This window comes from Pseudomonas emilianonis, assembly GCF_023072625.1.
Lineage (GTDB): Bacteria > Pseudomonadota > Gammaproteobacteria > Pseudomonadales > Pseudomonadaceae > Aquipseudomonas > Aquipseudomonas paraveronii.
Window position 1 is genome coordinate 1 of record NZ_JAKNRV010000245.1, and the last position, 8,055, is coordinate 8,055.

Sequence of the window (8,055 nt, forward strand, 5' to 3'; positions counted from 1 at the left end):
GTTCTGGGTCGCGACTGCCCCGACACCGGGCCGCAGCCAGGGGCAGCGTGCGCCCACGGCGATGCTCGAAGAGCTGATGGCAATGCCCAGTTGGCCGGTGTCGGCGCAACGGCCGACGATTGAAAAGGTCATGTGCGGCTCCTTACTCGGGAATCACGGCGGTCACATCGATTTCCATCAGCCACTGCGGCTGGCCGAGCGCCGATACCACCAGCCCGGTGGAAATCGGAAACACGCCTTTGAGCCATTTACCGACTTCCTGGTACACCGGCTCGCGGTAGCGCGGGTCGATCAGGTAGGTGGTGGTCTTGACGATATGGCTGAGGTCGCTGCCGGCTTCTTCCAGCAGTTGCTTGACGTTGCGCATGGCCTGCTCGGCCTGGGCGCGCGGGTCACCGAGGCCCACCAGGTTACCGTCGAAATCGCTGCCGACCTGGCCGCGCACATACACGGTGTTGCCGGCGCGCACGGCCTGGCACAGGTCGTTGTCCAGGCTCTGGTTGGGGTAGGTTTGCTGGGTGTTGAACATGCGGATACGCGTGTGGGTAGGCATCAAAAAACTCCGGGGAAAATGATCAGGCGCTGACAGGGGACGGGCGAACGACCGGAGCCGCGACGCGATACTCGAGGTACTGGCGCTGGGTGGCGATATGGTCGGCCACGTACTTGGCGTCGTGCCACACGCCCCAGATAAACGACGAGCCACGGCGCGACTGCCAGGGCAAGCCGAGGAAGTAGATGCCGGCTTCGCTGGACACGCCGCGCTGGTGCTGCGGCTTGCCGGCGGCATCGAACGCATCGACCTTCAACCAGCTGTAATCCACGGCAAAACCGGTGGCCCAGATGATCGAGGTGATGCCGGCCCGGGCCAGGTCCAGTTCCAGGATCGGCTGTTTCACGCACTCGGCATCGGCGAAGACGCGCCGAGCTTCGGGCTCCAGGGGCAGGTCGAGGCCGTTGCGCTCGATATACGCATCCGCCGCCTCCAGCAGGGCCAGGTAGTTCTCGTCGCCGCGTGCCAGGTTTTCCACCAGGTTGGCTTGGAAGGTCGCCACGCTGCCGTTGAACGACTGGGTGAGCCCGACCAGGGTGATGCCTTGCAGGGCCAGTTCACGGAAGTCGATGGTCTTGCCGCCGTGGGCGCCGCTGACGGCAATGGTCACGTGCTCGCGGCCAGGCTTCATCGCCGCCTGGTCCCATTCGCCCAGCACACCGAGCCACCAGCAGAAATCACGCTGGCGATAGGCGCGAGGCGGGCGGTCGTGGGCGCCGACCGACAGGTACACCTGGCGACCGGAGCGTTGCAGCTCATCGGCGATCTGCACGCCGGAGGAGCCTGCCCCCACCACCAGCACTGCGCCGGTCGGCAACTGCGCCGGGTTGCGATAGTCGGCGGAGTGAATCTGATGCAGCGCGGTGTCTTTAGGCGCAATCGCCGGAATTACCGGCGTCTGGAACGGCCCGGTCGCCGCCACCACGCGGTTGGCTTCGATCACGCCGTCGCTGGTGTGTACGGTAAACCCTGGGCGACCTTCATTGCGCACTACAGAGGTCACCTCCACGCCGGTGCGGATTGGCGCATTGAACTGGCGTGCATAGGCTTCGAAGTAATCCGCCACGCGCTCTTTCGGCGCGAAGGCATCGGGGGCCACACCTTCGAAAGCCAGGCCGGGAAAACGGTCATGCCAGGCTGGCCCGTTGGCCACCAACGAGTCCCAGCGCGCGGTGCGCCAGCGCTCGGCGATCCGGCTGCGTTCCAGCACCAGGTGCGGCACGCCTTGCTTGCTCAGGTGCTCGCTCATGGCCACGCCGGCTTGGCCGGCGCCCACCACCAGGGTGTCTGTTTGTGTGATTGCTTGCGTCATGTGTCTGTCCTTGCGTAATGCAGTTGGATTCAGCTTGGGCATGACTTCAAGGCTAGGGGGAGGGTGGTTTTTAATAAAATATTATTAAGCTGGGAAGTGAGCATAAATATCGGATGCAGAGCGCCCGGTAGCGGCCGCCCGTGGCGGTTGATAGGCGCAAAACCCTATGGAAACGAGGGAAATATATTTCGAACTGGCAATATAGTGGCTACACTCCGCGCCACGGGGGACTCGCCCCTGCGGGCTCTTCGCGCAGCGTAAGCCGTTTAAACCTCACGCTGCCCAAGGGCCAATCGATGATCGATCGTTTCATGCAGTTGCTGGTGCCTGCTTCATTGGCGCTCTGCACTTCTTTCGCGGTGGCCGCTGATAGCGAACCGCTGTCTCCACGCTTTGACATCACCCGCTTTGACGTCCGCGGTAATACGCTGTTGCCTGCCCTTGAGCTGGAGCAGAGTGTGGCGCCGTTTGTCGGCGCCCAGCGCGATTTCAGCGACGTGGCCAAGGCCCAGGAGGCGCTCGAAGACGTCTTCCATCGGCACGGCTATCAACTGGTGCGGGTCAATCTGCCTGAGCAGGAGTTGAACGGCGGGGTGGTGGTGCTGGAGGTGGTGCAGGTGCGTGTGGGCACGGTGACTGTGACCGGCAATCAGCATTTCAGCGAGGCCAATGTACGCCAGTCCTTGCCGGGCTTGCAGGAAGGCGTTTCGCCCGACCTGACGGCGGTGTCCAAGAGCCTGAAGCTGGCCAACGAAAACCCGGCCAAGCAGACCGTGATGAAACTCAAGAGCAGCGCTGCCGACAACAGTGTCGACGCCGATGTTCAGGTGAACGACGAGTCGCCGTGGAGCGCCGCGCTCAACCTGGATAACGGCGGCGCGAAGGAAACCGGGCGCACCTACGTGGGGGCCGTGCTGCAAAACGCCAATCTGTTCGGCCGCGATCAGGTGATGAGCCTGCAATACACCACCACGTTGGAGAAGCCCGAGCGCGTCAGCGTCTATGGCCTTGGCTACCACCTGCCCCTGTATGCGCTGGGCGATTCCCTGGACTTTTTCACCAGCTATTCGGACGTCGACAGCGGGACTGTGACGGCGGGCATCTTTGACCTGGCGGTCAGCGGGCGGGGTACGGTCTTCGGCTCGCGCTACAACCAAAACCTGGCGACGGTGGGCAATTACCAGTCCAAGTTGATCTACGGTGTCGACTACAGGGCCTATAAAAGCAGCCTGGAACTGTTCGATGTACAACTGGGTAACGACATTACCGTCCATCCCGTCAGCCTCGGCTACCAGGGCACTTGGGTGCGCTTGGACGGCGATGCGAACGTCGGGCTGTCGCTGCTGCACAACATTCCCGGTGGGTCCAAGGGCCAGCAGCGCGATTTCGACCTGGCGCGCGCCCATGCCAGGGATGACTACACCGCGTTGCGGTTCGCGACGAGCATCACGCAAATCCTGCCGGCTGCCTGGCAGTTACGCGCCGCGTTGAACGGTCAGTACACCAAGGATGCCCTGGTACCTGGCGAGCAGTTTGGGGCGGGCGGGGTTGCGTCGGTACGGGGCTTCCGTGAGCGCGAAGTGAGTAACGACTCGGGCGTGGTCGGCAACCTGGAAGCCTACACGCCGCCGCTGTGTCTGGGGGGGAGCTGGCAGTGCCGCGCCCTGGCGTTCTACGACGTCGGCTACCTGACACGCAACGACGCACTGCCGGGCGAGTTCGAGCATGTCAACCTGAGCAGTACCGGCCTGGGCGTGCGCCTTATCTACCGGCGCAACCTCAACCTGCAAATGGACTACGGCCATGCGTTGCATGCCCAGGCCAGCGAAACCCAGCGCGGCGATGATCGCCTGCATGTCCGTCTCAGCCTGGCCTTTTGAGGGTGCCATGAACATCAAACTTACCTTAATGGCGCTGTCCCTGGCTGCGGCAACGAGTGCCCTGGCGGCACCGGTCAACCCGGTGGTTGTCAACGGCCACGTGACCTTCACCCAGGACGGCAACGCCCTGACCGTCACCAACAGCCCTAATGCAATCATCAACTGGTCGAGTTTTTCCATCGCCCAGGGCGAGCTGGTGCGTTTTCAGCAGCAGAGCAGCAGTAGCAGCGTGCTCAACCGCATCACCGGCCAAGACCCCAGCGTGATCCTCGGCACGTTACAGTCCAACGGGCGGGTGTACCTGATCAACCCGAACGGCATCGTGTTCGGTGGTGGTTCCCAGATCAATGTCGGTGGCCTGGTCGCGTCGAGCCTGGCGATTTCCAACGCCGACTTTCTCGCCGGCAACCGGCGCTTTGCTGCCGACGGGGCGGCTGGCCAGGTGAGCAACCAGGGCGCGATCACGACGCCGTCGGGTGGCCAGGTGTATCTGATCGCGCCGGATGTGAACAACAGCGGCATTATCACCACACCTCAAGGCGAAACGGTGTTGGCGGCGGGGCACTCGGTGCAATTGGTCGACTCCAGCAACCCTGGCATGCATGTGGTGGTGTCGGCGGAGAAAGACCAGGCGCTGAACCTGGGCACGGTGATCGCCCAGGGCGGCAACATTGGCATCTATGGCGCGCTGGTCAACCAGCGCGGCACGCTGAATGCCAACAGCGCCGTAGTCGGGGCCGGCGGCAAGGTAGTGCTCAAGTCCAGCGGCAGCACCTTGCTCGAAGCCGGCAGCACCACCACCGCCACGGGCGTTGATTGCGGCGGTGATATCCAGGTGTTGGGCGAGCAGGTCGGTGTGATGGGCAATGCGCGCATCGACGCCAGTGGCCAGCGCGGCGGTGGCCGGGTGTTGGTGGGCGGTGACTACCAGGGCAAGAACTGGGCAGTGCTGAATGCCAAGCAAAGTTATGTGAGCAAGGATGCCCGGATTTCCGCCGATGCTCTGGCCAGTGGCGATGGCGGCAAGATCATTGTCTGGGGCAATGACACGACGCGGGTCTATGGCACGCTGTCGGCACGCGGTGGGGCGGCCTCGGGCAAGGGCGGTTTTGTCGAGACGTCCGGGCATTTCCTGGATGTGGCAGGCGCGCGGGTCGATACGCGCGCGGCCAACGGGACGGCTGGTTTCTGGCAGTTGGACCCGGCGAATATCCTCGTCACCTCGTTCCTCTCCGGCCCTTCGGCCTCGCTGGGCGACGTGTCGGCTTTCGCCAACGCACCGGGCGCCGACAGTGAAATCGATGCTGATCTGCTGTCCAATGCAACGTCCAACGTTTTGCTGCAAGCCACCCACGACATCACGTTCTACACGGGCGTTAACAACACCAACGACGGTGTCAGCCTCACCGCCCAGGCGGGCAACAACATCAACGTCAACTCGCTGATCCATTTCAACGGGGATATCACCCTGGCGGCCAACCATAACGGCGCGGGCACGGCCAGTGGCAGCGGGCGGGTGTCCACCGAGGGTGTGCCCACCGCAGGCGGGCGCTTGACGATCACCGACGTCGACCGGCTGCCAGTGCCAGAGCCGGTGACAGTACCCGCGTCAGTGCCGACGGAACCGGTCGCTGTTGCGTTGAACTCAACACTGACCGTCATCATGAACCAAGGCACATCCGGCATTGCGGGTCCCGATGATTTGCCCAGGATGATCGCCAGTAATTCGCCCAAGGCGCCCGACGACAAGTCGACCACAACCCCAAATAATGATACCCAGGCCAGCAAAAATGACTCTCTTAAAACATCCTACTGCAATTGACTTGCTGCTGTTGCTGGCGCTGGTGAGTGCGGCGCCGTGGGTTCAGGCCGCCCCGGCGGCCGGTACCGTAATTCATCTGAGCGGGCCGCTGTTCGTCAAGAAACTCGACGGCAGCATGCGCGTGCTGGGCGAACAGTCGGTGGTGGAAGTCGGCGATACGTTATCGACCCAGGGCAAGGGCTATGCGCAAGTACGCCTGCGCGATGAGAGCCTATTGACGTTGCAGCCGCGCACGACGTTGAGCGTGGACACGTTTGCCTACGATGTGGCTTCGCCTGCTACCGATGCAGTGGTGTTCACCCTGAAACAGGGCGGGTTGCGCTCGGATGGCGGGTTGCTGGGCAAGCGCAGCCAGGATCGCTCGACGTTGATCACGCCCGGTGGCCGTATCGGCCTGCAATCGGCCAGCGTGGTGGTGTATTACCAGCCGGCGGCAGTTGTCGCGACGCAGGCTTCGACCCGGCTGAAAAGCCTGGCCGTGGGGTTGGCATCATCGGCTGGGCACACCGACTCATCTTACCGAGCCTTCGCAGCTGCGGTGTCGGCGCGCTATGCGTATCGCCTGGCCAATGTCCTGGCATCGGCCGAGTCATGGGCGGAGCAAGGGCGCGCTTCGTTCGCGGTGTACTTCACGCCTGATTTCACGGCAAATCTCCCGCCAGCTCACCCGCCGGGTTTATACGTGCAGGTTTTAGACGGCATGATCAACATAACAAACGGCGGCGGAGCGCAGAATTTCGCGCCCGGCCAGTTCGGATTCACGCCTAGCTTCACTTCTCCGCCGCTGGTGGTACCGACCAATCCCGGCATATTCTTAACCGCGCCGGCCTCATTCACCCAGCCTCCTTCTACGGTGAATAGCGGTAGCGGATCGACTAACGTCGAATGTCAGGTGCGCTGAGCCCTATTGCGTGCGATATACCGCCCGAGCGGCCTATCAATGCATCTTGCTATGGTCCATGCCATCCAACCCACGAGCCGCCGCCTTGACCTCGACGCTCTGCTGCTCGCCCTTGGCATTTTCCACGGTCAAGGTCAGCGGCACCTGGTCGCCTTCCTTGATCTGGCCGGTCAGGCCCATCAGCATCACGTGATAACCGTTCGGGTCGAGCTTGACCGCTGTGCCCGCGGGCAGGGCGATTGAGTCCACCGGGCCCATGCGCATCACGTCGTCCTTCATGCTCATTTCATGGATCTGTACGTCCTTGGCCACCGGCGAGGCGACGCGCAGCAGTTTGCTGTCGCTGTCGGCCGTCACGGTCATGAACGCGCCGCTGGATAGCTGGCCCGGCACCGTGGCGCGCACCCACGCGTCGCTGACGTGGACCTGGGCGCTGGCGTGCGCGGCGAGACCCAGCAGGGACAGGCCGATCAGGGTGCGCTTGAGGTGTTGAACGGCAGTCATTAGCAGACCTCCATGACGGTGAGCAGGTCTTCTGCGCACTCTTTAGCGGTAAGGGATGCCGACAGGCCCAGGCGCAGGTTGCCGCGGGTGTCGAACACGAAACTGGTGGCGGTGTGGGACAGGGTGTAGGTGTCGCCGGCGGGGACCTTTTCATAAAAAATCCCGAACTCCTTGGCGGCCACGGCGATTTCTTCCGGGGTGCCGTACAGCGCTTCGAAGCTGGGGTCGAAGGCCTTGACGTACTTGTCGAGAATTTGCGGCGTGTCGCGCTCGGGGTCGAGGGTGATAAAAATCACCTGCAGGGTCTCGCCGTCGCGGCCCATCAGTTTTTTGGCCTGGGCGGCGCGGGCGAGGGTGGTCGGGCACACGGCCGGGCATTGGGTGAAACCGAAAAACACCATCGGCATCAGGCCACGGAACGAACTCAGGGTGACGGTTTCACCCTGGGTATTCTTGAGCTTGAAGGTGCGGCCCATGATCTTGTCGCTCAAGTCCTTGCCGTACTTGAAATTCAACTTGGGGCTGTTGTCACAACCGGCCAGCAGGCCCAGACCCAACAGGCCCATGCCGGTCAGGACGTTGCGGCGGGTGAATAACGTACTCATCAACTGTGCATCCTGTGAAGCGCCTGCCTTGCTCTGGATCTATACACCAGGCGTTGAAAAGGAGTAAACGCGGAGGGCGCCAAGTCTACCAACCCTGGCCGATGCGCGTAATCTGCGACGTTCTGCCACAGGGGCGCGCTGCGCTTCATCCCTTCGGGGCTTCGATGCTAGAGTCGCCGCCATGAAATTGCGCCACTTCGACCGTTCGCTGATCGCCTGGACCCTGTACGTCTGCGTCCTGCTGAACCTGTTCGTGTGCGGTTTGGGCCATGGCCAGATGTTGGGCCAGCAACTCAATGGGATCGGTGGCGCGTTCTGTTCGGTGGACGGCAAGCAGGCGCCACTTTCCGACAAAGGGTTGGGCAGCCCGGCGTCCGGCAATATCTCGAACTACTTTGCCTGCCCGGTGTGCGCCGCCGTGAGCGTGGCCATCGTGTTCCTGATCGGCCTGGCCTGGCTGCTGGGCCTCGGCCAGGGT

At 62.9% G+C, this 8,055-nt stretch carries 9 protein-coding genes; 4 read left to right on the top strand and 5 right to left on the bottom strand.

Annotated features, from left to right (window positions below; genetic code table 11):
* The 3 genes from L9Z73_RS20920 to L9Z73_RS20930 form a co-directional block, all read right to left on the bottom strand.
* Nucleotides 1-132 (bottom strand): DUF1028 domain-containing protein (locus L9Z73_RS20920; protein WP_247404953.1); only part of this gene is annotated, 132 nt, incomplete at its 3' end.
* Between the two features lie 10 nt (nucleotides 133-142).
* Nucleotides 143-553 (bottom strand): RidA family protein, encoded by a 411-nt coding sequence (locus L9Z73_RS20925; protein ID WP_247404932.1) that lies wholly within the window; start codon nucleotides 551-553, stop codon nucleotides 143-145.
* Nucleotides 554-575: 22 nt separating this feature from the next.
* Nucleotides 576-1,907, bottom strand: coding sequence for a flavin-containing monooxygenase (locus tag L9Z73_RS20930; protein WP_430624303.1), 1,332 nt, complete (start codon nucleotides 1,905-1,907; stop codon nucleotides 576-578).
* Nucleotides 1,908-2,161: 254 nt separating this feature from the next.
* On the opposite strand from L9Z73_RS20930, the gene L9Z73_RS20935 reads away from it, so the two are divergent.
* The 3 genes from L9Z73_RS20935 to L9Z73_RS20945 are packed head-to-tail and all read left to right on the top strand — an operon-like array spanning nucleotide 2,162 to nucleotide 6,468.
* A complete protein-coding gene (locus L9Z73_RS20935) occupies nucleotides 2,162-3,745 on the top strand; it encodes a ShlB/FhaC/HecB family hemolysin secretion/activation protein (RefSeq protein WP_247404938.1) in 1,584 nt (527 codons plus the stop codon).
* Between the two features lie 7 nt (nucleotides 3,746-3,752).
* A complete protein-coding gene (locus L9Z73_RS20940; protein WP_247404939.1) occupies nucleotides 3,753-5,567 on the top strand; it encodes a filamentous hemagglutinin N-terminal domain-containing protein in 1,815 nt (604 codons plus the stop codon).
* The gene (locus L9Z73_RS20945) at nucleotides 5,536-6,468 is read left to right on the top strand and encodes a FecR domain-containing protein (protein ID WP_247404942.1); all 933 of its coding nucleotides are present in this window, start codon (nucleotides 5,536-5,538) and stop codon (nucleotides 6,466-6,468) included. The genes L9Z73_RS20940 and L9Z73_RS20945 overlap by 32 nt, the downstream gene beginning before the upstream one ends.
* Nucleotides 6,469-6,504: 36 nt before the next feature.
* Here L9Z73_RS20945 and L9Z73_RS20950 read toward each other — a convergent pair whose 3' ends face one another.
* Together L9Z73_RS20950 and L9Z73_RS20955 are read right to left on the bottom strand one after the other, a co-directional pair.
* Nucleotides 6,505-6,972 carry a copper chaperone PCu(A)C gene (locus L9Z73_RS20950; protein WP_247404944.1) on the bottom strand — a complete coding sequence of 156 codons (468 nt, stop codon included), beginning with the start codon at nucleotides 6,970-6,972 and terminating at the stop codon, nucleotides 6,505-6,507.
* The gene (locus L9Z73_RS20955) at nucleotides 6,972-7,577 is read right to left on the bottom strand and encodes an SCO family protein (RefSeq protein WP_247404947.1); all 606 of its coding nucleotides are present in this window, start codon (nucleotides 7,575-7,577) and stop codon (nucleotides 6,972-6,974) included. Before L9Z73_RS20955 ends, L9Z73_RS20950 begins: the two co-directional genes overlap by 1 nt.
* 181 nt (nucleotides 7,578-7,758) lie before the next feature.
* Between L9Z73_RS20955 and L9Z73_RS20960 the strand changes: the two genes are divergently transcribed.
* Nucleotides 7,759-8,055, top strand: a 297-nt coding sequence (locus tag L9Z73_RS20960; RefSeq protein WP_247404950.1) for a DUF2946 family protein, incomplete at its 3' end; no start/stop codon positions are given.

Excerpts from the sequence above, each read along its gene's own strand:
- L9Z73_RS20925 (WP_247404932.1), bottom strand. The coding sequence starts at position 553 with ATGCCTACCCACACGCGTATCCGCATGTTCAACACCCAGCAAACCTAC.
- L9Z73_RS20930 (WP_430624303.1), bottom strand. The coding sequence starts at position 1,907 with ATGCCCAAGCTGAATCCAACTGCATTACGCAAGGACAGACACATGACG.
- L9Z73_RS20935 (WP_247404938.1), top strand. The coding sequence starts at position 2,162 with ATGATCGATCGTTTCATGCAGTTGCTGGTGCCTGCTTCATTGGCGCTC.
- L9Z73_RS20940 (WP_247404939.1), top strand. The coding sequence starts at position 3,753 with ATGAACATCAAACTTACCTTAATGGCGCTGTCCCTGGCTGCGGCAACG.
- L9Z73_RS20945 (WP_247404942.1), top strand. The coding sequence starts at position 5,536 with ATGACTCTCTTAAAACATCCTACTGCAATTGACTTGCTGCTGTTGCTG.
- L9Z73_RS20950 (WP_247404944.1), bottom strand. The coding sequence starts at position 6,972 with ATGACTGCCGTTCAACACCTCAAGCGCACCCTGATCGGCCTGTCCCTG.
- L9Z73_RS20955 (WP_247404947.1), bottom strand. The coding sequence starts at position 7,577 with ATGAGTACGTTATTCACCCGCCGCAACGTCCTGACCGGCATGGGCCTG.